20 protein-coding genes are annotated in these 25100 nt (G+C 66.4%); 10 read left to right on the top strand and 10 right to left on the bottom strand.

The genetic code is table 11. The features are described 5' to 3' along the window. Positions 1 to 436 precede the first annotated feature (436 nt). Entirely contained in the window at positions 437 to 1642 is a 1206-nt protein-coding gene (locus THI_RS10475) for an amino acid aminotransferase (protein WP_013106227.1), read from the bottom strand. A 145-nt stretch (positions 1643 to 1787) separates the two neighbouring features. On the opposite strand from THI_RS10475, the gene uvrB reads away from it, so the two are divergent. From uvrB to THI_RS18860, 3 genes are all read left to right on the top strand, one after another. Beyond that, on the top strand, positions 1788 to 3881 hold the full coding sequence (gene uvrB / locus THI_RS10470; RefSeq protein WP_013106226.1) for an excinuclease ABC subunit UvrB: 2094 nt from the start codon (positions 1788 to 1790) through the stop codon (positions 3879 to 3881). 46 nt (positions 3882 to 3927) lie between these two features. After that, positions 3928 to 5169: a PQQ-dependent sugar dehydrogenase gene (locus THI_RS10465; RefSeq protein WP_013106225.1), complete on the top strand. Its 1242-nt coding sequence runs from the start codon at positions 3928 to 3930 to the stop codon at positions 5167 to 5169. Positions 5170 to 5350: 181 nt separating this feature from the next. Beyond that, entirely contained in the window at positions 5351 to 5506 is a 156-nt protein-coding gene (locus THI_RS18860) for a hypothetical protein (protein WP_156515510.1), read from the top strand. Here the strand turns inward: THI_RS18860 and THI_RS10460 are convergent. The 7 genes from THI_RS10460 to THI_RS10430 form a co-directional block, all read right to left on the bottom strand. Beyond that, complete coding sequence (locus tag THI_RS10460; RefSeq protein WP_013106224.1) at positions 5484 to 6824, bottom strand: ATP-binding protein; 1341 nt, start codon at positions 6822 to 6824, stop codon at positions 5484 to 5486. The two genes, THI_RS18860 and THI_RS10460, sit on opposite strands and share 23 nt — an antisense overlap. Beyond that, complete coding sequence (locus THI_RS10455) at positions 6821 to 7498, bottom strand: response regulator transcription factor (RefSeq protein WP_013106223.1); 678 nt, start codon at positions 7496 to 7498, stop codon at positions 6821 to 6823. The genes THI_RS10460 and THI_RS10455 overlap by 4 nt, the downstream gene beginning before the upstream one ends. Positions 7499 to 7501: 3 nt before the next feature. Continuing rightward, the gene (locus THI_RS10450) at positions 7502 to 10624 is read right to left on the bottom strand and encodes an efflux RND transporter permease subunit (protein ID WP_013106222.1); all 3123 of its coding nucleotides are present in this window, start codon (positions 10622 to 10624) and stop codon (positions 7502 to 7504) included. Then, positions 10621 to 11691 carry an efflux RND transporter periplasmic adaptor subunit gene (locus THI_RS10445; RefSeq protein ID WP_013106221.1) on the bottom strand — a complete coding sequence of 357 codons (1071 nt, stop codon included), beginning with the start codon at positions 11689 to 11691 and terminating at the stop codon, positions 10621 to 10623. Before THI_RS10445 ends, THI_RS10450 begins: the two co-directional genes overlap by 4 nt. Continuing rightward, entirely contained in the window at positions 11688 to 13082 is a 1395-nt protein-coding gene (locus THI_RS10440; RefSeq protein WP_231836160.1) for a TolC family protein, read from the bottom strand. The genes THI_RS10445 and THI_RS10440 overlap by 4 nt, the downstream gene beginning before the upstream one ends. A 29-nt stretch (positions 13083 to 13111) precedes the next feature. Then, positions 13112 to 13729, bottom strand: coding sequence for a phosphatase PAP2 family protein (locus tag THI_RS10435; RefSeq protein WP_013106219.1), 618 nt, complete (start codon positions 13727 to 13729; stop codon positions 13112 to 13114). A gap of 89 nt (positions 13730 to 13818) precedes the next feature. Then, on the bottom strand, positions 13819 to 14154 hold the full coding sequence (locus THI_RS10430; RefSeq protein ID WP_013106218.1) for a PepSY domain-containing protein: 336 nt from the start codon (positions 14152 to 14154) through the stop codon (positions 13819 to 13821). A 103-nt stretch (positions 14155 to 14257) separates the two neighbouring features. Between THI_RS10430 and THI_RS10425 the strand changes: the two genes are divergently transcribed. Beyond that, on the top strand, positions 14258 to 15238 hold the full coding sequence (locus tag THI_RS10425; RefSeq protein WP_013106217.1) for a patatin-like phospholipase family protein: 981 nt from the start codon (positions 14258 to 14260) through the stop codon (positions 15236 to 15238). A gap of 6 nt (positions 15239 to 15244) precedes the next feature. Here the strand turns inward: THI_RS10425 and ppc are convergent, their stop codons facing one another. Then, positions 15245 to 18055, bottom strand: a complete 2811-nt coding sequence (ppc, locus tag THI_RS10420; protein WP_041609248.1) for a phosphoenolpyruvate carboxylase — start codon at positions 18053 to 18055, stop codon at positions 15245 to 15247. Positions 18056 to 18252: 197 nt separating this feature from the next. Between ppc and hemC the strand changes: the two genes are divergently transcribed. The 5 genes from hemC (at position 18253) to cysM (ending at position 23605) form a co-directional block, all read left to right on the top strand. After that, a complete protein-coding gene (gene hemC / locus THI_RS10415; protein ID WP_013106215.1) occupies positions 18253 to 19206 on the top strand; it encodes a hydroxymethylbilane synthase in 954 nt (317 codons plus the stop codon). Between the two features lie 39 nt (positions 19207 to 19245). Then, entirely contained in the window at positions 19246 to 20253 is a 1008-nt protein-coding gene (locus THI_RS10410; protein WP_013106214.1) for a uroporphyrinogen-III synthase, read from the top strand. Between the two features lie 9 nt (positions 20254 to 20262). After that, entirely contained in the window at positions 20263 to 21414 is a 1152-nt protein-coding gene (locus THI_RS10405; RefSeq protein ID WP_013106213.1) for a uroporphyrinogen-III C-methyltransferase, read from the top strand. Further along, positions 21414 to 22634, top strand: coding sequence for a heme biosynthesis protein HemY (locus THI_RS10400; RefSeq protein WP_013106212.1), 1221 nt, complete (start codon positions 21414 to 21416; stop codon positions 22632 to 22634). Before THI_RS10405 ends, THI_RS10400 begins: the two co-directional genes overlap by 1 nt. Positions 22635 to 22702: 68 nt before the next feature. Beyond that, positions 22703 to 23605: a cysteine synthase CysM gene (gene cysM, locus THI_RS10395; RefSeq protein ID WP_013106211.1), complete on the top strand. Its 903-nt coding sequence runs from the start codon at positions 22703 to 22705 to the stop codon at positions 23603 to 23605. Between the two features lie 3 nt (positions 23606 to 23608). On the opposite strand, the gene THI_RS10390 is transcribed toward cysM, so the two are convergent. Further along, a complete protein-coding gene (locus THI_RS10390) occupies positions 23609 to 23791 on the bottom strand; it encodes a hypothetical protein (RefSeq protein ID WP_041608984.1) in 183 nt (60 codons plus the stop codon). A gap of 172 nt (positions 23792 to 23963) precedes the next feature. Here THI_RS10390 and THI_RS10385 point away from each other — a divergent pair, with 172 nt between their 5' ends. Continuing rightward, positions 23964 to 25076: a DMT family transporter gene (locus tag THI_RS10385; RefSeq protein ID WP_013106210.1), complete on the top strand. Its 1113-nt coding sequence runs from the start codon at positions 23964 to 23966 to the stop codon at positions 25074 to 25076. Positions 25077 to 25100: the final 24 nt, after the last annotated feature.

Here is a 25100-nt window from a genome sequence, read left to right as displayed (position 1 = left end):
CAGGAAGAGCGACCTCGTGTAGTGGCCGCTATTGATCCTGAACTCTACGTCGTAGCCAAGGTCTCTCTCGGCTCTTTGGGACGGGATGTGTGGGTGGGTGGCGAGTAGAGCTGCATTGATCTGGCAGTACTCGGCGTTGTAGCAAAACTCAAATGTGCGCTCACTAAACCCGGGACTCATATGAACCTTTCACGTCGTTGATGAAGCCTTACTCGTTATAGGGTTACAGGCTCTTGTCTCCCTAACATCGCCGCTGTCGCCTTAACACGGCAGCAAGGGAGTTGTGTAACGGCGCTTGAACGCTGGCGTTTTGCCATAGAACTGATCTTATGATCAGTGCTAACGGGGCCAGAAATTCCAGCACGCCAGAGCTCAAGTCCATCCGATTGTTGGATCAGGGTCGCGAGCTGAGAGGTGCGCGCTACTTTCGTTTCCCTTACTGCATCACTGCCGCGATGGACTTGGCGACGTAGTCCACGTTGTGCAGATTGATCGCGGCTACGCAGATGCGGCCGGTGGAGACGCCGTACACGCCGAATTCGGTGCGCAGGCGCTCCATTTGGGCGGCGGAGAGGCCTGAGTAGCTGAACATGCCTTTCTGGCGCGTGATGTAGGACAGGTCGCCCTTCACGCCGGCGGCGGCGAGTTTTTCCACCAGGGTGCTGCGCATGGCGCGGATGCGCTCGCGCATGCCGGCAAGCTCTTGCTCCCACTGGGCGCGCAGTTCGGGCGAGCCCAGCACGGTGGCGACGATCTGGGCGCCGTGGGTGGGCGGGTTGGAGTAGTTGCTGCGGATGACGCGCTTGATTTGCGACAGCACGCGGCCGGCTTCTTCTTTGCTGGCGCAAACCACGCTGAGCGCCCCGACGCGCTCGCCGTAGAGCGAGAAGCTCTTGGAGAAGGAGGTGGCGACGAAAAAGTCGAGCCCGGCGGCAAGGAATTGCTGGATGACCGCGCCGTCCTCGGCAATGCCTTCGCCGAAGCCCTGGTAGGCCATGTCGAGGAAGGGCACGAGCTTGCGCGCCTTGAGGGCGGCGATCACCTGTTCCCACTGCGCCGGGCTGATGTCGTAGCCGGTGGGGTTGTGGCAGCAGGCGTGCAGCACGACGATGGTGCCCGCGGCGGCGGCGTTGAGCGCGGCGAGCATGGCGTCGAAGTTCACGCCCTGCTTGGCGGCGTCGTAATAGGGATAAGTGCCCACGTTGAAGCCCGCGGCTTCGAAGAGCGCGCGGTGGTTTTCCCAGCTGGGGTCGGAGATCAGCACTTGCGCGTTGGGGTTGAGGCGCTTGAGGAAGTCGGCGCCCACTTTCAGCCCGCCGGTGCCGCCCAGGCCTTGCACCGTGGCGATGCGGCCCGAGGTCACGGCCTCGTGGTCGGCGCCGAACACCAGTCCTTGCACCGCTTTGTCGTAGGCGGCGATGCCGTCGATGGGCAGATAGCCGCGCGGCTTGGGCGCCTGCATGAGCTGCGCTTCTCCCGCTTTCACGCAGGCCAGCAGCGGCAGCTTGCCGTCGGCGTCGGTATAGACGCCGATGCCCAGGTTGACCTTGTTGGGGTTGGGGTCAGCAGCAAATTGTTCGTTCAGGCCGAGGATGGGATCGCGCGGGGCCATTTCCACGCGGGAAAAAAGCGACTGGGTCATGGGAGATGGGAGGTGAGGTGACGGGAAAACCGGGCTTGCGGGACAATGGGTGCCGCAAAAAACCGCAATTTTACGCCCCGCGTCGCCCTTTGAAGGCGCGCTATGACGCCGTGCAGACGGCTTTTTCGATTCCCACCTTCCGCCCATGTCCGCACCGCAACCCGTTCCCTCGCTCGACCCGGACAAGTTCGTCAGCTATCCCGACTCGCCCTTCCGCCTGTATCAGCCCTACCCGCCAGCGGGTGATCAGCCCACGGCGATTGCGCAATTGGCCGAGGGGCTGGGCGACGGTTTGAGCTACCAGACTCTGCTGGGCGTGACCGGCTCGGGCAAGACCTACACCATGGCCAATGTGATCGCCCGCATGGGGCGGCCCGCTATTGTGTTTGCGCCCAACAAAACGCTGGCCGCGCAGCTCTACAGCGAGTTCCGCGAGTTTTTTCCAAAGAACGCGGTGGAGTATTTCGTCAGCTACTACGACTATTACCAGCCCGAGGCCTATGTGCCCCAGCGTGATCTGTTCATCGAGAAAGACAGCGCGATCAACGAGCACATCGAGCAGATGCGCCTGTCGGCCACCAAAAGTCTGCTGGAGCGGCGCGACGTGGTGATTGTGGCGAGCGTGAGCGCGATTTACGGCATCGGCAATCCGTCGGACTATCACGCCATGATTCTCACGGTGCGCACCGGCGACCGCATGGGCCAGCGCGACGTGATCGCACAACTGGTGCGCATGCAGTACCAGCGCAACGAGGTCGATTTCACTCGCGGCACCTTCCGCGTGCGCGGTGACCGGATCGACGTCTTTCCGGCCGAGCACGCCGAGCTGGCGGTGCGCATCGAACTGTTCGACGACGAGATCGAGTCGCTCTCCCTGTTCGACCCGCTCACCGGCGTGGTGCGGCAGAAGATTCCGCGCTTCACCATCTACCCCAGTTCGCATTACGTCACGCCGCGAGAAAAGGTGCTTGAAGCGGCGGAGGGCATCAAGCAGGAGTTGCGCGAGCGGGTGAAAGAGCTCACCGGCATGGGCAAGCTGGTGGAGGCGCAGCGGCTGGAGCAGCGCACTCGCTTCGATCTGGAGATGCTCACCGAAATCGGCCATTGCAAGGGTATCGAGAACTATTCAAGGCATCTGTCGGGCGCCGCGCCGGGCGAGCCGCCGCCTACCTTGGTGGACTATCTGCCGCCAGACGCCATCATGTTTCTCGACGAAAGCCATGTGCTCATCGGCCAGTTCAACGGCATGTACAACGGCGACCGCGCGCGCAAGCAAACCCTGGTGGACTACGGCTTTCGGCTGCCTTCGGCGCTGGACAACCGGCCGCTCAAGTTTGCCGAATTCGAGCGCAAGATGCGGCAGACCGTGTTTGTCTCCGCCACCCCGGCAGACTATGAAAGCCAGCACGCGGATCAGGTGGTGGAGCAGGTGGTGCGGCCCACCGGGCTGGTGGACCCGCTCATCGAGGTGCGGCCGGCCAGCAGCCAGGTGGACGACGTGCTCGGTGAGATTCGCCTGCGGGTGAACAAAGGCGAGCGCGTGCTGATCACGACGCTCACCAAGCGCATGGCCGAGCAGCTCACCGACTATCTCGACGAAAACGGCGTGAAGGTGCGCTATCTGCACTCCGACATCGACACGGTGGAGCGGGTGGAAATTCTGCGCGACCTGCGGCTGGGCGTGTTCGACGTGCTGGTGGGCATCAACCTGCTGCGCGAGGGGCTGGACATTCCCGAGGTGTCGCTGGTGGCCATTCTCGATGCGGACAAGGAGGGCTTTCTGCGCTCCACCCGTTCGCTCATCCAGACCATCGGCCGCGCGGCGCGCAATGTGAACGGCATGGCCATTTTGTACGGCGACCGCATTACCGACTCCATGCGTCGTGCCATCGACGAAACCGAGCGCCGCCGCGCCAAGCAGATTGCGTTCAACACCGAACATGGCATCACGCCCACCGCGCTCAACAAATCGGTGCGCGATCTGATCGATGGCGTGGTGCAGACGCCGGGCAAGGGCTTGCGCGCGGGCAGCGTGGAGCGTGAAATTGCGGAACTGCAGATCGACAACGCGCAGGACGTGGCGCGTGAGATCAAGCGTCTGGAAAAGCGCATGATTGAGCATGCGCGCAATCTCGAATTCGAGCAGGCCGCACGGGTGCGCGACCAGCTCGGGCTGCTGCGGCAGCGGGTGTTCGGCGGCGGCGACGATCACGACACCGACGCCCAGCAAAGCGCCTGAATCTGTTTTTGTTCCGCATCCCCATCGCTATCCCAGGAGGCTGACCATGCAAACGCCATCGCATCCGACTTCACCCACCCGCCGCCACACCCTGCGCTGGCTGGGCGCAGGGCTGGGCAGCACCGCGCTGGGCGCTTGCGGCGGCGGGGCGGTGCTGGTGTGGGGCGAAACCCCGGCCTCGGCGGCGTCCAGTCCGTTGCCGATCGATACGCAGCCCGCGGTCAAAGCGGCGGCGGTGATTGTGGTCAGCGGTCTGTCGCGGACGTGGGCGCTGACCTTTCTGCCCGATGGCCGCATGCTGGTGACCGAGCGCACCGGCGCGCTGCGCATCGTCGGTCTGGACGGCAAGGCAGCAGCGCCGATTGTCGGCGTGCCCGCAGTGGACGCGCGCGGGCAGGGCGGCTTGCTCGACGTGGCGCTCGATCCCGCCTTTGCGGCGAATCGTCGCGTGTATTTGAGCTATGCCGAAGCGGGTACGGGAGCCGAGGCCGGGCGCAACGGCACCGCAGTGGCGCGCGGGGTGCTCTCAAACGACGGCACGCGGCTGAGCGACGTGCAGGTGATCTTCCGCCAGACGCCCAAAATCGACAGCACCGCGCATTTCGGCTCGCGGCTGGTGTTCGCGCCAGACGGCACCCTGTTCATCACCTTAGGCGACCGTTTCAGCCAACGCGACGCGGTGCAGGATTTGTCCAACACCCTGGGCAAAGTGGTGCGCATTCACCCGGATGGCAGCGTGCCGAAAGACAACCCTTTCGTCGGCCGCGCCGGGGTGCGCGAGGAGATCTGGAGCTACGGCCACCGTAATGTGCAGGGCGCGGCGCTCCATCCGGTGACTGGGGAGTTGTGGACGCACGAACACGGCCCGCAGGGTGGTGACGAAGTCAACATCACCCGCGCCGGGCGCAACTACGGCTGGCCGAAAATTTCCTACGGCTGCGAATATGGCGCCCCGGTGGGCAACTGCCCGCCCGTGGGCGGCGCCACCAGCGCGCCCGGTATGGAGCAGCCGGTGACCTATTGGGTGCCCACATCCATCGCGCCCTGCGGCATGGCGTTCTACACCGCCAGTGTTTTTCCGCAATGGCGCGGCAACCTGTTCGTCGGCGCGCTGGCCGGGCAGGCGCTGTGGCGGCTGCAACTCGACGGCAACAAGGTGGTGTCGCGCGAGGCGCTGCTCACCGATCTGGGCGAGCGCATCCGCGACGTGCGCCAGGGGCCGGATGGCGCGATCTACCTGATTTCAGACGGCGCGTCGGCCAAGATTTACCGGCTGCAGCCGGTGTGAAAGCGCTGTTGTCTCTGGGCGACGCTGACTATTGATCCAGAATGAAGAAGCATGAAGGGTTCATGGGCAACGCCATGCAACGGCCTCTCCCCCTCCCAACCTCCCCCACGCCGTGGGGGGGCGTGTTTACTCCCTCTCCACGTGTGGGGAGGGTCGGGGTGGGGCGCAGTCTCAAACTTCAATGTGGCCGATCAATAAGTACCCGCACGGCCTCCGCCTTTTTTCGCTGCATGTGGGGCGCTACATCAAGCTGGCGGACGTGGCGGACGAAACCCTGGAATTCGATCTCGGCAAGTGCCGCATCGCCCTCGACTTCAGCCGGATCTGGCCGAAGTGAGGCGCTGGCTGTAGCGCAGGATCAGTCCGCCCTCGGTGGCGTTGCGCAGCGTCACCTCGCCGCCCAGGCGCTGCGCGATCTGGCGGATGATGGACAGGCCCAGCCCGCTGCCTTCGCTTTGCGCGCCCGGCAGGCGCACGAAGGGGTCGAACACCCGCTGCAACTGCTCGGGCGCAATGCCGGGGCCGCTGTCCTGCACTTCGATGACCGCGCGGTCGGCCTCGGCCCGCATCCGCAGATCGACCCGTCCGCCTTCCGGGGTGTAGCGCAGCGCGTTGTCCACCGCGTTGCGCAGCAGGGTGTAGAGCTGGGCGGGATCGGTGTCGATCTCCACCTTCTCGGCGCGGTCGATGCCCAGGTCGATGCCGCGGCTCTCGGCCAGCGGCAGCAGATCGGTGATCACTTCGCGCATCACCCCGCTCGGGTCGAGCATCTGCCGCAGCGTCGTCTGCTCGCCTTGTGAACGGGCGAGGCTGAGCAATTGTTCCACCACGGTGCGGGCGCGACGCAGGCCGTCTTGCAGCGCGCCGATGCGCTGCCGCGCCTGCGGTTCAAGCTGCAGCGGTTTGAGGTTGTCCACCTGCATGCTGAGCACGGCGATGGGGGTGCGCAGTTCGTGCGCGGCGTCGGCGACGAAGCGGCGTTGCTGTTCCATCGAGGCATTCAAACGTTGCAGCAGGCGGTTGATGGAGTGCACGAAGGGCAGGATTTCCTGCGGCACATCGGTTTGCGGCAGGGGCTGCAGATCGGCTTCGCTGCGCGCGTCCACGCCCTGCGCCATTTGCCGCAGCGGCCGCAGCGCCCGCTGCACCACCCAAGCAGACAGCAGGGCCAGCAGCGGGATAAGCGCCAGCAGCGGAAACAGGGTGCGCTGCGCGCTGTCGATGGCGGCGTCGGTGCGCACATCGGTGCGCTGCGCCACGGCGATGCGGCCTTTGTCGCCCTGCTGCACGAACACGCGCCAGGCATGGTCGCCGCTTTGCACCACATGCATGCCGTCGCTCAGGTCTTTGGAGAGCTGCAGGCCGTGCGCACCCACGGGTGCTCCCAGCCGCTGCACCACAATGCGGGCGTCTTTATCGACATCGGCCCCGGCGGGGTTGAGCGCGCTGTCAGGAAGATGGCCCCAGCGGTGCACCAGGCTGGCGATTTGGCGCAGTTGCGCGTCCTGCAGTTCGTTGGCTTCCTGATAGCCGAAAAAGTAGGACAGCGCCGCCGTGCCCAGACCGACGACAACCACACTCACCGTCATCCACAGCCATAGTCGACGCAGCAGCGATTGCGCGCCCCAATGGCGCAGTGCGGCCAGGGGATTCATGGCGCCTTGTCCGTATCGCCGCGCGGCGCCAGCCAGCCCACCCCGCGCACGTTTTTGATGACATCCGGCGCGAGTTTTTTGCGCAGGCTGTGGATGAGAAACTCCACCGCGTTGCTTTCCACCTCTTCGTTCCAGCCGTAGATGCGGTCTTCGAGTTCGCTGCGCGACAGAATGGCGCCGGGGCGCAGCAATAGCGCGTGGAGCAGGGCGTATTCGCGCGCGGTCAGACGCTGCGTCTGCCCCTGAAACCGCACCTCGCGGGAAACGGGGTCGAGTTCGAGCACACCGTTGGACAGCACAGGCTGCGCCTGCCCGCCCTGGCGCCGCGCCACGGCGCGGATGCGCGCCAGCAGCTCGGCGCTCTCGAAGGGTTTGACCAGATAGTCGTCTGCGCCCAGGTCGAGGCCGCGCACCCGGTCTTCGAGCGCGTCGCGCGCAGCGAGGATGAGGATGGGCAGGTTGCTGCCTGACTGCCGCAGCGCCTGCAGCACCGACAGACCGTCGCGCTTGGGCAGGCCGAGATCGAGCAGCATCAGCTCGTATTCGCCGCCTTGCGCCGCGCTCAGCGCCGACGCGCCGTCGAGTACCCAGTCCACCGCGTGGGTGGCGTCGCGCAGGGCTTCGCGCGTGGCGGCGCCCAGCATGTGATCGTCTTCAACCAGGAGAATGCGCATGGTTCACTCGGTAGGGGGAGAGACTGCAGACAGCGGCAGATTGTCGTCGGCCTTGGCGTCGTCCAGCCGGCCTCGCATCAGCTTGAACAGCACCGGCATGACCAGCAGCACCAGCGGCATCTGTACCGCCAGCCCCGCGATGATGGCCACGGCCAGCGGCTGTTGCATGGCCGAGCCTTGCCCCAGCGCGAGGGCCAGCGGCGCAAGCGTCAGCATGGCCGCCAGCGTGGTCATGGCAATTGGGCGCATGCGGTTCTGCCCGGCGGCCACCAGCGCCGCGTCCAGGCCCTGCTCAGGGTGCTCGTGCAGCAAGGACTGCACTTCGCTGAAGTAGAAAATCGCGACCTCGGTGACGATGCCCACGATCATGGTCATGCCCATCATGGCCGAGATGTTGAGCTCGATGCCTGCCGCCCACAGGCCAATGAACACCGCGGGCAGCGCGAGCAGCGGCATGGCCAGGATGCTGATCGCCACCTTGAAACGCTCATACAAAAAAAGCAGCAGCAAAAACACCAGCAGCACCGCCGCGCCGAGCACGCTGATCAGGCCTTGAAACGCGATTTGCTGCTGCTTGTACAGCCCGCCGAGCTGGGCATAGACGCCGGGCGGAAAGTAGCCGGGCGCATCGATGATTTTTTTGACGTCGGCAATGGTCGAGCCCAGATCGCGCCCGCTGATGCGCGCGGTGACCGCGGCCATCGCCTTGAGGTTTTCGCGGTGGATTTCCGGCTGGCCGGTGAGCACCTTGAGGCTGGCGATGCGACCCAGGGTGAACACATGGCCGTCGGGCGCACGCAGCGGCAGGCGGGCGATGTCGTCGGTCGTTTGACGCAGCGCCAGCGGGGTCCACAGCCGCACGCCGACCATCTTCGGGCCTTGCTGGATTTGCGTCACCACACTGCCGCCGATCAAGGTTTGCAACTGCTGCTGCACCTGCTGCGGATCGACGCCTTCGAGCGCGGCGCGGGTGGGGTCGATATGGATGTCGAGCGCGTCGCCCGCGGGCTTGATGCCGCTGCGCACATCGACGATGCCGGCAATCTTGCCGATGGCCGCCGCCGTATGGTGCGCAAGCTCGGCGAGCTGCTGCGGGTTGTCGTCAAAGATTTTGATCTCCACGGGCTGCGGCACGGCGGTGAGGTCGCCGATCAGGTCTTCCATCAACTGCGCCAGTTCGATTTTCACGCCAGGCACCTGGGTTTCGATGCGCTGGCGCACCTCCTCCATCACCACGTCGATTGACTTGCGCGGCGGGGGCTTGAGACGCACGAAAAAGTCGCCTTCGTTGGCTTCGGTCACGCCGCCGCCGAGCTGCGCCCCGGTGCGGCGCGACCAGGTTTGCACCTCGGGCGTGGTGCGCAGAATCTGTTCCACTTGCGCGAGGATGCGGTCGGTCTCGGTCAGCGAGGTGCCGGGCGGGGTGCGGTAGTCGAGAATAAAACCGCCTTCGTCCATATGCGGCATGAAGCCGCTGCCCACTTGCCCATAAGCCAGCCAGCCTGCGAGCAGCAGCGGCGCCAGTCCCAGCGCGGCCAGCCACGGGCGGCGCAGGCTGGCGCCCAGCACCCGCGCATAGCCGCGTTGCACGGCAGAGAGCCAGCGGCCGTTTTCACGCTGCGCTTCGCGCGCGATGTCCTTGGGTGAGAGCAGCTTGTCGGCCAGCAGCGGCACGGCCAGCCAAGCGACGAAAAAGGAGATGACCAGGGCGGCGGCCATGGTCAGCGACAGCGCCTTGAAAAAAGCGCCGGTGACGCCGGATAGGAAGGCCAGCGGCAGGAAGATGACCACGGTGGACGCACTCGACCCGGCCAGCGGCCGCAAATACTCCATCGCCGCATGCAGGATGCCGCTGTGCCGCGCTTGCGCTTCGCCGCGATGGCGCGCCTCACTCAACCGCCGCACGATGTGTTCGCTCATCACGATGGCGTCGTCGATCACCAGGCCCACAGCGGCCGCCATGCCGCCTAGGGTCATGATGTTGAAACTCATCCCCAGGGCGTAGAGCAGCACCACGGTGGCGGCCAGCACGGCGGGCACGGTGATCATGGCGATGAGGGTGATTTTCAGACTGCGCAAAAACAGCAGCAGCACCAGCCCGGCCAGCGCCACGCCGATCAGAATGGCGTCGCGCACGCTGGCCGCGCTGTCCACCACCAGGGTGCTCTGGTCGTACCAACTGGCCAGATGCGCGCCGGGCGGCAGCGGGGTTTTGGCGAGCAGTTCGCGCACATGGCGGGCGATCTGCACGGTGTTGCCGCCGGGCTGCTGGTAGATGTTGAGCAGCACGGCGTCCTGCCCGTTCGCGGTGATGCGCACCCATTTGGGCACGGTGCTGCGCGAGATGTGCGCCACGTCTTTGAGCCGAATGACGCCGTCCGGCCCGACCCGCAGCACGATGTCGCCGATCTGCGCGGCATCATGCAGGCGCGAGTCGGCCAGGGCGAGCAGGAGCTTGTAGCGGTCTTGCAGATGACCCACGGCCTGCACGCCGTTGGCGGCGCTGACGGCGTTGCTCACATCCTGCAGCGCCAGCCCCAGCGCCTGCAGCTTCAGCGGGTCGAGAGTGACGTGATATTCCTCCTGCGCACCCCCCTGAATCTGCACCCGCGCCACCCCGCCGATGCTGGACAGCAGCGGTCGCAACTGGAATTCGGCCAGGTCGTAGAGCTGAGTTGGGGTGAGCGTTTTGGAGGTCAGGCTGTAGGCGATGACCGGGTCGACCGTGGGGTCCATGCGCTTGCTCGACACCTGGGTGCCGGGCGGCAGTTGCGGCAGCATCTGCGTGACCGCTTCGTTGACCTGTACCGCGGCCAGCGCCATGGGCGTGCCCCAGTCGAAGCTCACCGAAATATCGGCGGTGCCGCGGCTGGTGGTCGAGCGCACATCCACCACGCCGGGCACGCGGCGTACCGCCTGCTCCAGCGGCTGCGTGACTTGCAACATCATCTGGCTGGCAGGGCGGTCGCCCGCATCGGCGCTGACCACCACGCGGGGGAAGTCCACATTGGGAAACAGCCCCACCGGCAGCTTGAACGCGGCAAACACTCCGCCGACCGCCAGCAGCGCGAGCAAAAACAAGACGGAGCGTCGATGGCGTTGCAGCCAGACCGAGGCGCCGCTCATCGCTGGGCTCCCATCACGCGCAGCGCCATGCCGGGGCGAAGTTCATAGTTGCCGGAGACGACCAGCGGCATGGCCGGGTTCAAGGCGCCCGTAATGCCGGTTTGCAGGCCGCTTTCAATGGCGATCTGCACGGGGATGCGTAGCGCCTTGCCGTGGTCGTCCTGAAACACGAAGGCGCCGCGCTCGTCCTGCAACACGGCGTCGCGCGGCACCACCCAGCCGCGCCAGCGGCCGAGCACCATGTCGGCCTGCACGCTGGCTCCAGCCGGAGGAAGACCGGCCTGAGCAGACAGGGCGATCTGCACGTCCAGGCGCTGGGTCTTGGGGTTGATGGCCGCGCCAACGCTGCGGATGGTGCCCTGCCAGTGCTGCGCCGGGTCGAACACCGAGGTCAGCCGCACGGCTTGGCCGGGCTGCAGGCGCGGCGCGTCTTCCGGCGGCACGCCGGCCAGCGCTTGCAGGCTGCCGCTGCGCCCGAGTTGCAGCAACGGGCTGCCTGCGGCCAGCAGATCACCCGGCGCGGCGCTTACCGCCAGCACGATGCCGTCTTGCGGCGCCAGCAGCCGCGTTGCCGCCTGTCCTGCGCCTTGTTGCTGCAGGCTGTGCAGTTGCGCCTGCGCGTCGGTCAGGGCCTTGCGCGCCGCATCGACCTGCGCCTGCGTCGCGAGTTGTTGCGCCTTGAGCGCGGTCATGCGGCCCAACTCGCCCTGCGCAAAAGAAACGGCGGTCTGCGCCTGGCTGTAGGCCAACGCGGTGCTGGCGTCGCTGTGCAGCGTGGCCAGCACCGCACCCTTGCGCACGGCCTGGCCGACATGCACGGCCACGGTTTGCACCTGCATGGCATGCTGGAAGGTGATGGCTTGAGTCTGGCTGGCAGGTACCTGCACCACGGCGTAGGCGCGCAGGGTATGCAGCAGCTCGCCGCGTTGCAGCGGCGCGGTCTGTACCTGTGCGGAGATGGGGCTGTCTGCAGCGAACGCACGCGGCAGGCTGCCAAGGGTCAGGCAAAGCGAGGGCAGACTCAGCGCGGCAAGAAGGGCGATACTGGCACGAGTGGGCAAGGTCATAGCGGTGCGGCGTTGGATTTGGACGGGGAAACTTGGGCGGCGGTCTGACGGTAGGGGCCAAGACCGGTGAGCAATTGCAAGGCCAGAATTTGCTCGGCGCGCTGTTGCGCGTTGGCTTGCAGCGCCAGGCGCTGGTCGAGCAGGGCGGTGCGCTGGTTGATGAATTCCAGCAGACTCATGCCGCCCTGCTGCAGCGCCTGCTGTGCGGCGGCATCGGCCGATTCCAGCGCGGGCAGCGCGTCCTGCAGAGTCTGACGCTGCTGCTGCAGAAGCGCGATGTCGGCCTGCGCCTGCCGTACATCGGCGTCAGCCTGATCGAGCCGGGCCTGATAGTCGGCCAGCAGTTGCGCGCGGGTGGCGCGCTGCGTGGCGATCACGCCCTGATTGCGGTTGAACAGCGGCAGGCTGATGCTCACGCCGAAGCCCACAGTGTTCACCCCGGCGGTATCGCGCGCGCGGGTGAAGCCCAGATTGAAGGCCGGAAACTGCCCGAGCACGGCTTGCCAGACCTTCTGCTCCTGCGCGGCATAGCCAGCCTGCAGCGCCATCAGATCGGGGCGGATGCGCGGCAGTTGCTTGAGCGCTGCGGCCACCTGCGCGGCAGTGGGCGCGGCTTGTTCAGAGGGCGCGGCCAGCGGCAGCGGTACATCGGCCTGCAGCCCGAGCAGGGCATGGAGCTGAGATTGCAGACTGAGCTGCTGGCGTTCGATCTGTTGGATGGTCTGGGTGAGGGCTTGCAGCGGGACGAGCTGGGCGTCCACGTCGAGCCGGGTGACATTGCCCTGCGCCAGCGCGGCCTGGCTGCGCTGCAGGCGCTGCGCGAACAAGGCGCGCTCCTGCTCCAGCAGTTTCAGCCGCGCAGCGTTGCCGGTGATCTGGGTGTAGAGCTGGCGGGCTTGCGCCACGGTCTGCCATTCGGCCCACAGCACTTGCAGGTTGACCTGGATTGCGGCGTGCTGGGCGGCGCTTTGCGCGGCGTGGTGAGTGATGAGCGCGGCAATGTCGTAAGACAGCCCGAGGTTGTACGCCGAAGTCGTTGCTCCCGCGCTGTTGCCGGGGAAGTCTCGCGACAGGCCGAGTTGCGGATCGGGCAGCAGCCCGGCGTCGAAGGCTTGCGCGCGGGCCACGCCCAACCGGGCGCGCTCGGCCTTGAGCTGCGGGTTGTTGAGCACGGCGAGGATGGCCAGCCCGGTGGCGTCCAGCGGCTTGGCGGTATCGAAGTTGTAGCGGGTCAGCGCGGGCAGCGCGATTTTGCTGCGCGCCACATCCAGGCTGTTCGCCGATGCGGCCAGATCGGCGGAAGTCGGCAGCGGCTCGGGGTGATAGCTGGCGCAACCGCCTAGAAGCAGAGCGGCAAGCAAAACGCTGCGGGATAAATGGGGAACCGTCATGGCAGTGGGCTGTGGGGTGACAATTTGCTTCATCGTAAAACCCAGCCTTGACGAATGGCCGGTGCGAACAGTTTGCGATAGAGGCCCGTGAGCAAGGGCATGGCGGGCTCCAGCAGACGATGCCGCGCCAGATGGACGACGAGCGCGGCCAACAATCCCACCAGCGCGGCGCCCGCCATGTCCAGCGGCCAATGCACGCCGAGATACACCCGCGCCCAGGCTACAGGCAGGCCCAGCAGTGCCAGCAGCAGACCGGCTCTGCGCCATGTCGGCGTGAAGAGCAGGCTCGCCGCGGCCGAAGCGATGACGGTGAGGTGATCGCTGGGAAAGCCGCTGTCGGGCGCATGCGCCAGCAGCGCAGGGCCGACGCCGAGGGCGAAGGGGCGCGGCTCGAATACCACCAGCCCGATGAGTTGATTGATGCCCAGCGCCACGAGGGCCGCCACCGCGGCTTGCAGCAGCGGCGGGCGCAGCGCGTCCGGGTGGCGCAGCCAGCCCCAGATCAACAGCAGGGGCGCGGCGTAGATGGCGTATTCCGCAAAGAACAGCGCCACGTCGATGCTGGCTTGTGACGCTGTGCCGTGGGCGGCCCAATGGGTGTAGAGCCCCAGATTGAGGTCATTCCAGAAAGCAGGGAAATGCAGCATGGCGTGGCGGTGTTTTAGTGGGTTTGCAAAACAACACCGCCTCCGCGACACCCGGAGGGCTTCCGGATGAAAGGAGGCGGTTGCAGCGATCAGTCCTGCTGATCGTGGTCGTCGTGATCGTTACGGTCTTGGGTCGAGGCGATGACCGTGCCTTGATCCGGGCTGATCTTCACGTCGAACACCTGCGCGCCTTTGACCACTTCCACGTCATACACCGCCTTGCCCGCGTGCTGCTCGACTTCGGCCTTGGAGGCCGTGCCGCCCACATGCTGCTCGGCTGCGGTGACGGCCTGGCTCAGGCTGATCTTGGCGTTGGGGATGATGCGGGCGTCGTTGCCCCCGTCATTCGAGGCGAAAGCGCTGACCCCGGCTGCCGCCGAAGCGAGTGCGAGCGTGGCGATGAGGATGGATTGGCGAATTTTCATGATGAAGCTCCCTGAAGAAGTTGAACAAACGCCGGTTTGGCGTGAGAAGAACTCTAGGGAGCCAGTCTTAGCGCACCCATAGCGCTGGACTTATGCTTTCGCCATGCAAACAGCGCCTGTCTCCAAGCCTTCGACCTCGGCGCCAAGACCCCGGCTCGGCTTGGCGCTGGGCGGCGGCGCCGCGCGCGGCATGGCGCACCTGGGTGTGCTGCGGGCCTTGGCCGATGCCGGCGTGCGCATCGATTTCATCGCCGGGTGCAGCATCGGCGCGCTGGTTGGCGCCATTGCCGCAGCGGGGCGCACCGACGGGCTGGAGGCCACGTTCAAGACCTTCGACTGGCGCAAGACCCTGTCGTTTTTCGACGTGGTGTTTCCTCGCTCCGGGCTGATCGACGGCGCCAAGGTCACCGAGCTGGTGCGCGAGCATTTGCCGGCGACGCAGATCGAGGCGCTGTCCATTCCTTTTGCCGCGATTGCCACCGATCTGCACAGCGGCGCCGAGGTGGTGCTGCGCTCAGGCGATGTGATCGAGGCGGTGCGCGCCAGCATTGCGGTGCCGGGCGTGTTCACCCCGGTGCGCGTGCATGGCCGGGTGCTGGTGGACGGGGGCTTGAGCAACCCGGTGCCGATCAGCGTGGTGCGTGCCATGGGGGCGGACCAGGTGATTGCGGTCGATCTCAATCATGGCGTGGTGGACGGTCGGCTCAAGCGACGGCTGCGGCCCAAACTCCGGCGCAGCGAAACTTCGGTGGAAGAACCGGCAGGCCGCTGGGTGGCCGACTATCGGCGGGTGATGGCCGATCTCAAGCAGCGCCTGCAAGCCCCGAGCGCCCCGGCCAAAGATCAGTTCGAGCGCTGGGCCGACCGCGAGGAACCGCTGCCCAATGTGTTCGAGGTGCTGCTGGCTTCGGTGAATGTGATGGAAATGCACATCACCGAAAGCCGTCTGCGCATCGAGCCGCCCGACTTGCTCATTCGGCCGCCGCTGGGCGACATCCGCTTTCTCGAATTCGGCCGCGCCGAAGAATCGATCGAAATCGGCTACGACGCGGCGATGCAGGCGCTGCGCGGCTGGAACCCGTAACTGCCCTCAGCCGGTATTGCGCAGCCCCGCAGCGATGCCGTTGATGCTCAGGTGAATGCCGCGCTTGGTGCGCTCGTCGGTCTGCCCTTCGCGGAAGCGGTGCAGGAGTTCGATCTGCAGGTGATTGAGCGGGTCGATATACGGAAAGCGGGCGCGGATCGAACGCTTGAGCGTGGGGTTGTCGGCCAGGCGCTCGGTGTTGCCGGTGATCGCGGTGAGCATGTCGGTGGTGAGTTGCCATTCGCGCAGCAGCGCCTTGAGCACTTTCTGGCGCGTCTTGGAGTCGGCCACCAGTTCGGCATAACGCTGCGCCACGCGCAGATCGGTCTTGGCCAGCACCATGTCGATGTTCGACAGCAGGGTGGCGAAGAAGGGCCACTGCTTGGCCATGCGCTGCAGCAGCTTGAGGCCGTCGGGGTTGGCGTCGAGGAAGGCCTGCACCCCGCTGCCGAAGCCATACCAGCCGGGCAGCGCCACGCGGCACTGGCCCCACGAAAAGCCCCAGGGAATGGCGCGCAGATCGGCAATGGCGCGGGTGGCCTTGCGCGAGGACGGACGGCTGCCGATATTGAGCTCGGCGATCTCGGAAATGGGGGTGGCGCTATAGAAGTAATCGGTGAATTCCGGGGTCTCGTACACCAGCTTGCGGTAGGCCGCCATGGAGGCTTCGGACAGGGCGGCAGCTGCGTCGAGAAAGCGCGCCGGGGGCTTGCTCGCGGTCTTGGTCTGCGGCAGCAGCGTGGCCTGCAGCGTGGCGGCCACCAGGGTTTCGAGGTTGCGCAGCCCGATCTCGGGATTGCCGTATTTGCTGGTGATGACCTCGCCCTGTTCGGTCAGGCGGATCTGGCCATTCACCGTGCCCGGCGGCTGGGCGAGGATGGCGTCGAAGCTCGGCCCGCCGCCGCGTCCCACCGTGCCGCCACGGCCGTGGAACAGCCGCAGGGTGATGCCATGCTCGGCCTTGAGCTGCTCGAACTGCTCGGCCAGCGCGACCTCGGCGCAATACAGCTCCCAGTTGGAGGTGAAGAAGCCGCCGTCCTTGTTGCTGTCGGAATAGCCCAGCATGATCTCCTGCTCGCCGCCGGAGCGCTGCACCAGCCCCGCGATGCCGGGCAGGGCATAGAAGTCGCGCATGATGGCCGGGGCGTTGCGCAGGTCTTCGATGGTTTCGAACAGCGGCGCCACCAGCAGCTCGGCGTAGCTGTCGTGGCTGCCCAGGGTGCCGTGGAACAGCCCCGCCTCCTTTTGCAGCAACAGCAGTTCAAGCAGATCGCTGACGGTCTCGGAGTGCGAGATGATGTACTGGCGGATGGCGCGTGGGCCGAAGTCTCGCCGGGCGCTGTAGGCTCGGTCGAACACGGCCAGTTCGCTGCGCGCCCAGTCGGAATAGACGTGGTGCGGCAGACGCAGCGGACGCGGGTCGTTGAGGCAGCGGATGAGCAGCGCCTGCTTGGCGGCTTCGTCAAGATGACTGTAATCGGGGCACAGGCCAGCGGCGGCGAGCAGTTCGCGCAGCACGGCTTCGTGCTGATCCGAGCTTTGCCGCAGGTCGATGGTGGCCAGGCGAAAGCCGAACACCCCGGCGGCGCGGATCAGCGGGTCGAGCCGCGTCTGCGCCAGCGGCCCGGCATGATGCCGGTGCAGCGAGTCGTGGATGATGCGCAGATCGGCGATGAACTCGTCGGCATTGGCATAGGGCTCGGCGCTGCCCACTTCGGGCAGCAGGGCCTGCACCCCGGCGAGCTTGCGCAGGTTGGCGGCTAGGCGCGCGTACATGCCGATGAGCGCACGCCGGTAGGGCTCGTCGCTGCGGTGTTCCGACAGATCGGGCGACTGCTCGGCCAGGGCCATCAGTTCCGGGCTGGCGCTGGCCAGCAGCGCCGAGATCGACAGCTCGCCGCCGATGGCGTGCACTTCGGCCATGTAGAACTCGATGGCGGTGCGCGACTGCATGCGCAAGGCGTAGCTCAGGGTGTCGGCGGTGACGAAGGGGTTGCCGTCGCGGTCGCCGCCGATCCAGTGGCCCATGCGGAAAAAGGCCGGCAGATCGGTCTTGGCAAGGTCTTGCCCGCCTGCGGGAAAGAGCGCCTCGATGTCGCGCTCCAGGTTGCGATACAGGCGCGGGAATTGCGAAAAAAACGTGGCGCCATAAAACGACAGCGCGTTCTTGATTTCGTCCGACACTTTCAGCTTGACGTAGCGCAGCAGCCGCGTCTGCCAGAGCTGCACCACGCGGGCGCGCATGGCGTCTTCGATGTCGGCGCGCTTTTGCGGCAGACGGGTCGCGTCGCGTTCGACCAGCAGTCGCGCCAGCGCCCGTTCGGCGTCGAGCACGCTCTTGCGCTGCACCTCGGTGGGGTGGGCGGTGAGCACCGGGGAAATGAGCGCCTGGTCGAAAAACTGCAGGAGTTGTTGCCGATCCACGCCGGAGTCCTTGAGCGTCTCCAGGGCGGCGCGCACGCTGTCGCGCTGCGGCGGGGCGCCACGCTCGGCATCCTGCTCGGCGCGGCGCAGCACATGGTGATCTTCGGCGATATTGGCCAGAATGGAAAAGTAGCTGAAGGCGCGTATCACGCTGACCGCCTGGTCGCGGCTGAGGCTGCTGAGCAGCTTGTCGAGGGCGCGGCGGTCCTTGGCGTCGCCGTCGCGGTGAAACTTCACCGAGAGCTGGCGCACGGTTTCGACGATGTCGAACATCTCCTGCCCCTCCTGCTCACGGATCAGGTCGCCCAGCAGACGCCCGAGCAGGCGGATGTCGTCGAACAGAGGTGCGTCGGGATCGGAGGCGTTGCGTGCGGTTGAGGGGCGTGTCGACATGGCGAAGAGTGGTTGAATGGGCACGAAATTGGGGCGCAGTGATGCTATCAGCGCCCAGACAAAACGAAGCAAGATGCGCGCCCGCACCGACTCCGGAATTGCGCTGCCGCAGGCCGATCGAACTGCAATGCCCCGATCTGTGGCCTTCCAGGCACCGAATTCAGCCACGGCGCGAACCGGCTCTTTAGAATCATTCGATGACTTCCACTTTCACTCCCCCACCGTCCCTCGTCATTGCCACCCGCGAAAGCCGTCTGGCGCTTTGGCAGGCCGAGCATGTGCGCGATCTGCTCAAGGGGCTGTATCCGCAGTGCGATGTGCGGATTTTCGGCATGACCACGCAGGGCGACCAGATTCTCGACAAATCGCTGGCCAAGATCGGCGGCAAGGGGCTGTTCGTCAAGGAACTCGAAGTGGCCATGGAGCAGGGCCATGCCGACCTCGCGGTGCATTCGCTCAAGGATGTGCCCATGGTGCTGCCGACCGGATTCGCGCTCACCGCGGTGATGGAGCGTGAAGACCCGCGAGACGCCTGGGTCAGCCCGCATTACGCCAATCTGGCCGATCTGCCCGCGGGCGCGGTGGTCGGCACCTCCAGTTTGCGGCGCGAATCGCAACTGCGCGCGCGCTATCCGCATCTGAAAGTGCAGGCGCTGCGCGGCAACCTCGACACCCGGCTGCGCAAGCTCGACGAAGGGCAGTATGCCGGCATCCTGCTGGCGGCAGCGGGGCTCAAGCGGCTGGGTCTAGGCGAGCGGGTGCGCGCTGTCATCGAACCTGAAGACATGCTCCCGGCTGTCGGGCAGGCGGCGCTGGGTATCGAAATTCGCGCCGACCGGCCCGATCTGGCGCAGGCGCTGGCTGCGCTCAACCATCCGCCCACGGCCTTGTGCACCCATGCTGAGCGCGCGGTGTCGCGGGGGCTGGGCGGTAGTTGCACCACGCCGATGGGCGCCTATGCCACATTGGAGGGCGAGGCAATGCATCTGCGCGCCGTGTTGGGGCTGCCCGATGGCAGCCAGGCGCTGCACGCGCAGCAGCGTGGGCGCGTCACCGATCTGGCGCAGGCCGAGGCGCTGGGGCAGCAGGTGGCGCGGCAGTTGCGCGAACAGGGCGCCGACGCGCTGCTGGCGCAACTCGGTTCGCATTGAGTTCTCCCGGTTGATGGCTCCAGGCAAAGCGGGGCAACGATGCTCAACACCACGCTGATCTCCACCCGGGCGTCCTCGCAGTCTGGAGGGGCGCACGAGATTTTGGCCGCAGCCGGTGTGCAGATGCTCGACTTTCCACTGCAACACATCGGCCCGCCGGGCGATCTGCCCCGTTTTCACGCTGCCTTGGCCGCTTTGCCACAGACCGATCTTGCCATTCCCGTCAGCCCTACGGCGGTGGCTGCGGTGTTCGCGGCGCTGCGCCAGCCCTGGCCCGCACGTTGCGCCATCGGCGTCGTCGGCGAGGGCAGCTTGCGCGCGGTACGCCGGGCTTTGACCGCGCAGCCTGACGACGTACCGTGGCCGCGGCTCATCGCGCCGGGCGCGGCGCCCCCAGGGCAGGGCTTCGCCCAGCCCGCCCCCCGAGGGGGTCAAGAAAACTTGGGGCGGCCCGGAGTTTTCTTGAGAGCGCCCCAGGGCCGGGCTTCGCCCAGCCCGCCCCCCGAGGGGGTCAAGGAAACTTGGGGGCGGCCCTGCGTTTCCTTGAGAGGCGATGAGCCGGGCGGCGAGGGCGACTCCGAGGCCTTGTGGAACGCGCTGCAACTCGCTTTCGCCCCGGGGCCGGTGGCGTCTTTTCCGTGGGCCGGGCGCCATGCGCTGATCTTCCGGGGCGGGCCGGGCCGCGACCTGCTGCAACGCAAGCTCGAAGCGGCGGGCGCCAAGGTTAAAGTCATCGAGGCCTACAGTCGGCTGGCACCCGAATACAACGCGCAGACCGCGGCGTTGCTGCAGACTGCGCTGGGTAGCGGCGGCTGGTGGCTGTTTTCCTCGACTGAGGCCGTGCATAACCTGCAGCGCTTGCTCGAACCGGCCGGGCTGGACGCAGCCGTGCTGCACCCGCAGCGAGCGCTGGCCATCCACCCGCGCATCGCCAGCGCCTTGAGCGAAGCAGGCTTCGGGCGGGTGGAACTGACCCGCGCGCCGCTTGAAGAGGTGCTGTCCACTTTGCATCGTCTGGCCTCAGCCCCGAGCCTGACAGACTCCTAGAATGCCCGCATGACTGAGCCCAGCACCCTTCCCGAGGCAGAGCCTTCTCCGGCGCAAGCGCCTGCGGCTGCGCAGGTTGCTGCTTCGGCTGCAGCTTCTCCTGAGCCTGCGGCCATGCCACCATCGGCGGAACTGACGAAGTCGGCGCCTGTCGGCCTGCCGGGCGCCCGCTGGGTCTGGCCGGTTCTCGTTGCCCTCGTCGTCGCTCTGGTGGCGATGGCGTGGTGGCTGAACAACCGCCTGTATGCCACCCAGGCGGAAATTGCGCAGCGCCTGCAAACCGCAACGACCGATGCCATCGAGGCCAAGACCCTGACCAAACAGGCCAACGATTCGGTGCGCGATCTCACGACGCGGCTCGCGGTGCTCGAATCGCGCCAGCAAGACTTCGCGGCGCAGCGTCAGGCGCTGGAGACGTTGTATGCAGACTTTGCCAAGACCCGCGATCAGGCCCGCCTGTCCGAAACCGGTCAGCTCATCGCCCTGGCGCAGCAGCAGGCCCAGCTGATCGGCAATGTGCAGCCGCTCATCGCCACCCTGCAAAGCGCCGATGCGCGACTGGCGCGCTCGCCCAATCCCAAGGCGCAAATCCTGCGCCGCGCGGTGCAGTCCGACCTGACGCGGCTGCGCAGCGCCGTCACGCCCGACATCGCCGCAGCCGCGCACAAACTCAACGATCTGGCCGCGCTGGTGGATAGTTTGCGGCTGGTTTCGGCGGCGGGACCGGCCCACGGCGCCAGCGCACCGGGCACCCCGCCCGTGGCCCCGGCGTCGGCCGCAGGCCCGCGCTGGGCGCCGTGGCTGGGCGACTGGTTCGAGCGCTTTCGCGCCTCGCTGGTGCAGTTGTTCGGCATCACCCGCGTGGGCTCGCGCGATGCTTTGCTGGCTTCGCCGCAGCAGGGCGAATTCCTGCGCGAGAATCTCAAACTGCGCATCCTCAATGCCCGTCTCGATCTGCTTTCGCGCAATGCGGTGGCGTATCGCAGCGATATGCGAGGCATCGATGAAGCGCTGAAAACCTATTTCGACAAGCGCCAGCCGCGCATGGTGCAGGCGCTGTCGCTCGCCCGTCAGGCCGCCCAGCTCGACCTCTCGGCCAATCCCGCAGCCAATCTGGAGTCGCTGGCCGTGCTCTCCACGCTGGATAGCGGAGCCCCCTGATGCGCTGGCTGATCTGGGTGCTGATTCTGGCCGCGGCCGCCGTGCTGCTGGCCCTGGGCACGACCCTCAATACTGGCAACGTCGCCGTGCTGCTGCCCCCCTGGCGGGTGGATGTGTCGCTCAACTTCGCGGTCTTGTTGCTGCTGCTGGCTTTCGTGGTGTTCTACCTGGTGCTGCGCGGTCTGTCACTGCTGCTGGGCATGCCGCAGGCGGCGGCAGAGTTCCGGGCGCGGCGGCGGATGCGACTGGCCGCGCAGGCCTTGCACAACGGCATGTTCGACTATTTCGGCGGCCGCTTTCGCAGGGCCGAGCGCGCGGCGCAGCGCGCGGCCGAGTTCACCGATTTCGCTCCCGCAGCGCTGATGACCGCGGCGCAGTCGGCGCAGCAACTCCAGGCCTATGACCGGCGCGACGCCTATCTGGAACAACTGCCGCAACCGGCCCGCGATGCCGGTGCGCTGCTGAAGGCGCAGTGGCAGCTCGACGCCAAGCAGCCGCGCGAAGCGCTGGCCCAACTGCGCTCGCTGCCCGCCGGGGTGCAGCGGCGCACCCACGCGCTGCGCATCGAGCTGCAGGCCGCGCGCAAGGTGGGCGATCACGCTGCCGTGCTGCGGCTGGCGCGCACTCTGCTGAAACACGGCGCGCTGCATCCCGCAGCCGCGCAGGCCATGCTGCATACCGCAGCCACCGGGCTGTTGCGACAGGCAGGCGACGACCCGCAGGCCCTGCGCACGACCTGGCATCGGCTGACCGCGCAGGAGCGCACCGACCCCACCCTCGTGATTGCGGCCGCCCGAGGCTTCGCCGCGGCCGGTGAAGTCGGCGAAGCGCGGCAACTGCTGATCGACGCGCTCAGCCGCCCGCACGCCGAGCCGGGTCTGTTCATGCCGAGCCTGCGCGCCATGCTGACGGGCATTGACGCCGGTTTTGTCGCCCAGACCGAGCAGTGGCTGGGCCGCTGGCCGCAAGAGGCGCAGGCGTATTTCACCGCGGGCGCGGCTTGTGCCGAAATGCAGCTCTGGGGCAAGGCGCAGCAGCATCTGCAAAAGGCCATCCAGTCTTGCAGTGATGACGAAAGGCGTTTGCGCGGGCAGATTCATGCCGCGCTGGCGCAACTGCTCGAAGGCATCGAGCGCGAAGACCAGGCACAGCGCCATTGGCGCGAGGCGGCGATGGATCTCTCCGCCCTCGATCTGCCGGGCAAGGCCGGCCTGAACTGAGGCGGCCCAAGCTGCCCGCAAACCGCCTGCCCGCCGCTGATTTCCGCTGACACTTTCAGGAGACTTCCATGTCCTACCTCACCATCGACCAGGTGATCGGCAACACCCCGCTGGTGCAGTTGCAGCGCATCCCCGGCGCCGACAATGCGCGGCGCGGCAACCTGATCCTGGGCAAGCTCGAAGGCAACAACCCGGCCGGATCGGTGAAAGACCGGGCGGCGATTTCCATGATTCGCCACGCGCAGGAGCGCGGCGCCATCAAACCCGGCGACACGTTGATCGAGGCCACCTCGGGCAATACCGGCATCGCCCTGGCGATGGCCGCCGCCATTTTGGGTTATCGCATGGTGCTCATCATGCCCGAAGACCTCAGTATCGAGCGCGCCCAGACCATGAAAGCCTTCGGCGCCGAGTTGCTGCTCACCCCCAAGAGCGGCGGCATGGAATACGCCCGCGATCTGGCCGAGCAGATGCAGCGCGATGGCAAGGGTCTGATGCTCGATCAGTTCGCCAATGCCGACAATCCGCGGGCGCATTTCGAGACCACCGGCCCCGAGATCTGGCGTGACACAAAAGGGCGCATCACCCACTTCGTCAGCGCCATGGGCACGACCGGCACCATTACCGGGGTGTCGCACTTTCTCAAGGAGCAGAACCCGTCGGTGCAGATCATCGGCGCGCAGCCGGAGGAAGGTTCGCGCATTCCCGGCATCCGTAAATGGCCGCAGGAATACCTGCCCAAGATCTACGAACCGCAGCGGGTGGATCGGCTGGAGTACGTCAGCCAGGCCGCGGCAGAGAACATGGCGCGCAAGCTCGCCCGCGAGGAGGGGCTGTTCTGCGGCATCAGCGCGGCCGGCGCCTGCGAAGTGGCTCTGCGCATTGCCCGCGAAGTGGAAAACGCCACCATCGTGTTCATCGTCTGCGATCGCGGCGACCGCTATCTGAGCACCGGGGTGTTTCCGGCTTGACGATCAGCTTTGAGGTGCGGCGTGGCTCGCCGCGCTGATCGGGCTTGGGGGAACCTGTGCGATGCCCTGATCGGGCACGCTGTAGGCCCCGGGTGCGAAGACATGGCTGTAGCCCATGTAAAAGCCGACGGACAAGCAGACAATGAGCAGAATTCCAAGTCCGGTCAGATAGATTTTGGTTCCCATGATGCGTCAGAAAGAAGAGAAGTCTGGCGGGTCCATGCGGACATTCGCACAGACTGATTTTGTTTTGAACATTAGCCAGCCAATCGCCGCAGGCAAGCCGGGTTCACCAAACGTCACAAGCCATACGTCCTGACAGGACGGCGTACCTTTCGTAAGCCTCTCACGCCCTCTTATGCCATCTTCTCTCACACCCCCTTCGCAGAACGCTTCGCTCCATCAGGGCATCACCCTGGCGCTCGTCGCCGCCTTGTTGTTCGGCGCGAGCACGCCGCTGGCCAAGCTGCTGCTGGCCGACACCAGCCCGTGGTTGCTGGCGGCCTTGCTGTATCTGGGCTCGGGGATCGGCCTGGCCGCCTGGCGGGCACTGCGTGCCGTGCGCAGCGGCGAAGCGGCGACGTCTCATTTGCAAGCCGGTGAGTGGCCCTGGCTGGCCGCCGCGATTTTCAGCGGCGGTGTGGGCGCGCCGGTGCTGCTGATGTTCGGCCTCTCGCGCATGCCGGCCGCGGGGGCTTCGCTGCTGCTCAATCTGGAGAGCGTGCTGACGGCCTTGTTGGCCTGGTTTGTGTTCCGCGAAAACTTCGATCGCCGCATCGCCTTGGGCATGGGGGCCATTGTTCTGGGTAGTGTGGTGCTGAACTGGCCCGGCCAGGGGATGAGGCTGGACTGGAGCAGTCTGTGGCCGGGGCTGGCGGTGATCGGCGCCTGCCTGGGCTGGGCGCTCGACAACAACTTCACGCGCAAAGTCGCCTTGGCCGATGCCAGTTTTGTCGCCATGAGCAAGGGGCTCATCGCCGGGGCGGTCAACCTGCTTCTGGCGATGCTGGTCGGGGCGCAATGGCCGACTTGGCCTATCGTGCTGGCGGCAGGCGCGCTCGGCTTTGCCAGCTACGGCGTCAGCCTGGTGCTGTTCGTGCTGGCGCTGCGGCATCTGGGTACGGCGCGCACAAGCGCGTATTTCGCCGTGGCGCCGTTTTTCGGCGCCGCGCTGGCCGTGCTCTTGCTCGGCGAAGCCCTCACGCCGGGACTGGTGCTGGCGGGTGGGCTGATGGCGCTGGGCGTCTGGCTGCACGTCAGCGAACGCCATGCGCATGCGCACGACCACGAGGCGATGCACCATAGTCACCGCCATGTCCACGGCGGCCCGAAAGACGACGGCCATCACGATCATGTGCATGAGCCGCCGGTGCCGATAGGCACGCAGCACAGCCACCCGCATGACCATGCGCCGCTGCGGCATACGCACGCGCACTTTCCCGACGCGCACCATCGACATCGCCACGGGTGATGCGCCTGCGGCGCGATTGCTTCG

Source organism: Thiomonas arsenitoxydans (assembly GCF_000253115.1).
Taxonomy (GTDB): domain Bacteria; phylum Pseudomonadota; class Gammaproteobacteria; order Burkholderiales; family Burkholderiaceae_C; genus Thiomonas; species Thiomonas arsenitoxydans.
This window is presented reverse-complemented; position numbering and strand designations above follow the sequence as displayed.

What these genes read in the sequence shown, in the direction of transcription:
- THI_RS10425 (WP_013106217.1), top strand. Translation starts at nt 14,258, where the DNA reads ATGCAAACAGCGCCTGTCTCCAAGCCTTCGACCTCGGCGCCAAGACCC.
- THI_RS10475 (WP_013106227.1), bottom strand. Translation starts at nt 1,642, where the DNA reads ATGACCCAGTCGCTTTTTTCCCGCGTGGAAATGGCCCCGCGCGATCCC.
- THI_RS10455 (WP_013106223.1), bottom strand. Translation starts at nt 7,498, where the DNA reads ATGCGCATTCTCCTGGTTGAAGACGATCACATGCTGGGCGCCGCCACG.
- ppc (WP_041609248.1), bottom strand. Translation starts at nt 18,055, where the DNA reads ATGTCGACACGCCCCTCAACCGCACGCAACGCCTCCGATCCCGACGCA.
- hemC (WP_013106215.1), top strand. Translation starts at nt 18,253, where the DNA reads ATGACTTCCACTTTCACTCCCCCACCGTCCCTCGTCATTGCCACCCGC.
- THI_RS10465 (WP_013106225.1), top strand. Translation starts at nt 3,928, where the DNA reads ATGCAAACGCCATCGCATCCGACTTCACCCACCCGCCGCCACACCCTG.
- THI_RS10435 (WP_013106219.1), bottom strand. Translation starts at nt 13,729, where the DNA reads ATGCTGCATTTCCCTGCTTTCTGGAATGACCTCAATCTGGGGCTCTAC.
- uvrB (WP_013106226.1), top strand. Translation starts at nt 1,788, where the DNA reads ATGTCCGCACCGCAACCCGTTCCCTCGCTCGACCCGGACAAGTTCGTC.
- THI_RS10440 (WP_231836160.1), bottom strand. Translation starts at nt 13,082, where the DNA reads ATGACGGTTCCCCATTTATCCCGCAGCGTTTTGCTTGCCGCTCTGCTT.
- cysM (WP_013106211.1), top strand. Translation starts at nt 22,703, where the DNA reads ATGTCCTACCTCACCATCGACCAGGTGATCGGCAACACCCCGCTGGTG.
- THI_RS18860 (WP_156515510.1), top strand. Translation starts at nt 5,351, where the DNA reads ATGTGGCCGATCAATAAGTACCCGCACGGCCTCCGCCTTTTTTCGCTG.
- THI_RS10460 (WP_013106224.1), bottom strand. Translation starts at nt 6,824, where the DNA reads ATGAATCCCCTGGCCGCACTGCGCCATTGGGGCGCGCAATCGCTGCTG.
- THI_RS10400 (WP_013106212.1), top strand. Translation starts at nt 21,414, where the DNA reads ATGCGCTGGCTGATCTGGGTGCTGATTCTGGCCGCGGCCGCCGTGCTG.
- THI_RS10385 (WP_013106210.1), top strand. Translation starts at nt 23,964, where the DNA reads ATGCCATCTTCTCTCACACCCCCTTCGCAGAACGCTTCGCTCCATCAG.
- THI_RS10430 (WP_013106218.1), bottom strand. Translation starts at nt 14,154, where the DNA reads ATGAAAATTCGCCAATCCATCCTCATCGCCACGCTCGCACTCGCTTCG.
- THI_RS10445 (WP_013106221.1), bottom strand. Translation starts at nt 11,691, where the DNA reads ATGACCTTGCCCACTCGTGCCAGTATCGCCCTTCTTGCCGCGCTGAGT.
- THI_RS10405 (WP_013106213.1), top strand. Translation starts at nt 20,263, where the DNA reads ATGACTGAGCCCAGCACCCTTCCCGAGGCAGAGCCTTCTCCGGCGCAA.
- THI_RS10410 (WP_013106214.1), top strand. Translation starts at nt 19,246, where the DNA reads ATGCTCAACACCACGCTGATCTCCACCCGGGCGTCCTCGCAGTCTGGA.
- THI_RS10390 (WP_041608984.1), bottom strand. Translation starts at nt 23,791, where the DNA reads ATGGGAACCAAAATCTATCTGACCGGACTTGGAATTCTGCTCATTGTC.
- THI_RS10450 (WP_013106222.1), bottom strand. Translation starts at nt 10,624, where the DNA reads ATGAGCGGCGCCTCGGTCTGGCTGCAACGCCATCGACGCTCCGTCTTG.